Annotated in this window: 1 tRNA gene and 2 rRNA genes; all 3 read right to left on the minus strand. The window is 51.4% G+C overall.

Annotated features, from left to right (window positions below):
• A 23S ribosomal RNA gene (locus tag RZ35_RS16875) occupies positions 1 to 1,011 on the minus strand; the annotation flags it as partial.
• Positions 1,012 to 1,233: 222 nt separating this feature from the next.
• Positions 1,234 to 1,309: transfer RNA gene (locus tag RZ35_RS16880), tRNA-Glu, on the minus strand.
• Between the two features lie 137 nt (positions 1,310 to 1,446).
• Positions 1,447 to 2,354: ribosomal RNA gene (locus tag RZ35_RS16885) — 16S ribosomal RNA — on the minus strand; the annotation flags it as partial.

The raw sequence follows: 2,354 nt of genomic DNA on the forward strand, positions 1-2,354 counted from the left end.
TTGGGACCTTAGCTGGCGGTCTGGGTTGTTTCCCTCTTCACGACGGACGTTAGCACCCGCCGTGTGTCTCCCGTGATAACATTCTTCGGTATTCGCAGTTTACATCGAGTTGGTAAGCCGGGATGGCCCCCTAGTCGAAACAGTGCTCTACCCCCGAAGATGAGTTCACGAGGCGCTACCTAAATAGCTTTCGGGGAGAACCAGCTATCTCCCGGTTTGATTGGCCTTTCACCCCCAGCCACAAGTCATCCGCTAATTTTTCAACATTAGTCGGTTCGGTCCTCCAGTTAGTGTTACCCAACCTTCAACCTGCCCATGGCTAGATCACCGGGTTTCGGGTCTATACCCTGCAACTTAACGCCCAGTTAAGACTCGGTTTCCCTGCGGCTCCCCTATTCGGTTAACCTTGCTACAGAATATAAGTCGCTGACCCATTATACAAAAGGTACGCAGTCACCCTGATTAATCAAGGCTCCCACTGCTTGTACGTACACGGTTTCAGGTTCTATTTCACTCCCCTCGCCGGGGTTCTTTTCGCCTTTCCCTCACGGTACTGGTTCACTATCGGTCAGTCAGGAGTATTTAGCCTTGGAGGATGGTCCCCCCATATTCAGACAGGATAACACGTGTCCCGCCCTACTCATCGAACTCACAATCCATGCCTCTTCGTGTACGGGACTATCACCCTCTGTCGTGCGACTTTCCAGACGCTTCCACTAAGACACAAACTGATTCAGGTTCTGGGCTCCTCCCCGTTCGCTCGCCGCTACTAGGGGAATCTCGGTTGATTTCTTTTCCTCGGGGTACTGAGATGTTTCAGTTCCCCCGGTTCGCCTCGCAACACTATGTATTCACGTTGCGATAGTGCAACGGATTGCACTGGGTTTCCCCATTCGGGTATCGTCGGGTATAACGGTTCATATCACCTTGCCGACGCTTTTCGCAGATTAGCACGCCCTTCATCGCCTCTGACTGCCTAGGCATCCACCGTGTACGCTTAGTCACTTAACCTCACAACCCGAAGGTGTTTCGTAAAACACTTCGCGCTGCGATTATTTGAGAGACTCTGATACAACAAAATCACATCTCAATACTGCACGGAGAGATATGTTCAGCTGTATCGTTTCAAATTTCAGCTTGTTCCAGATTGTTAAAGAGCAATATCTTAAACACGACTCGTTAAAGTCATCTTTAAGATATTCAGGTGATAATGCCTTTCACTCATTATCGGTATGGCGTCCCCAAGGGGATTCGAACCCCTGTTACCGCCGTGAAAGGGCGGTGTCCTAGGCCTCTAGACGATGGGGACACGAAATCCGACTCAGCCTTCCGGCTCAATCGTTCCGCNTCAGCATGAGTCAGAGACTCATCATCAACAGGTGCGCTTTTGCTCTTGCTTTTTCATCAGACAATCTGTGTGAGCACTTCACTAGCACTTCACTTTGGTAAGGAGGTAATCCAACCGCAGGTTCCCCTACGGTTACCTTGTTACGACTTCACCCCAGTCATGAATCACAAAGTGGTAAGCGCCCTCCCGAAGGTTAAGCTACCTACTTCTTTTGCAACCCACTCCCATGGTGTGACGGGCGGGGTGTACAAGGCCCGGGAACGTATTCACCGTAGCATTCTGATCTACGATTACTAGCGATTCCGACTTCATGGAGTCGAGTTGCAGACTCCAATCCGGACTACGACGCACTTTATGAGGTCCACTCACTCTCGCAAGTTCGCTTCTCTTTGTATGCGCCATTGTAGCACGTGTGTAGCCCTACTCGTAAGGGCCATGATGACTTGACGTCATCCCCACCTTCCTCCGGTTTATCACCGGCAGTCTCCTTTGAGTTCCCACCATTACGTGCTGGCAACAAAGGATAAGGGTTGCGCTCGTTGCGGGACTTAACCCAACATTTCACAACACGAGCTGACGACAGCCATGCAGCACCTGTCTCAGAGTTCCCGAAGGCACCAAGGCATCTCTGCCAAGTTCTCTGGATGTCAAGAGTAGGTAAGGTTCTTCGCGTTGCATCGAATTAAACCACATGCTCCACCGCTTGTGCGGACCCCCGTCAATTCATTTGAGTTTTAACCTTGCGGCCGTACTCCCCAGGCGGTCGACTTAACGCGTTAGCTCCGGAAGCCACAGTTCAAGACCGCAACCTCCAAGTCGACATCGTTTACAGCGTGGACTACCAGGGTATCTAATCCTGTTTGCTCCCCACGCTTTCGCACCTGAGCGTCAGTCTTTGTCCAGGGGGCCACCTTCGCCACCGGTATTCCTCCAGATCTCTACGCATTTCACCGCTACACCTGGAATTCTACCCCCCTCTACAAGACTCTAGCCTGCCAGTTTCAAA

Source organism: Lonsdalea quercina subsp. quercina, assembly GCF_000688655.1.
Classification (GTDB): Bacteria; Pseudomonadota; Gammaproteobacteria; order Enterobacterales; family Enterobacteriaceae; genus Lonsdalea; species Lonsdalea quercina.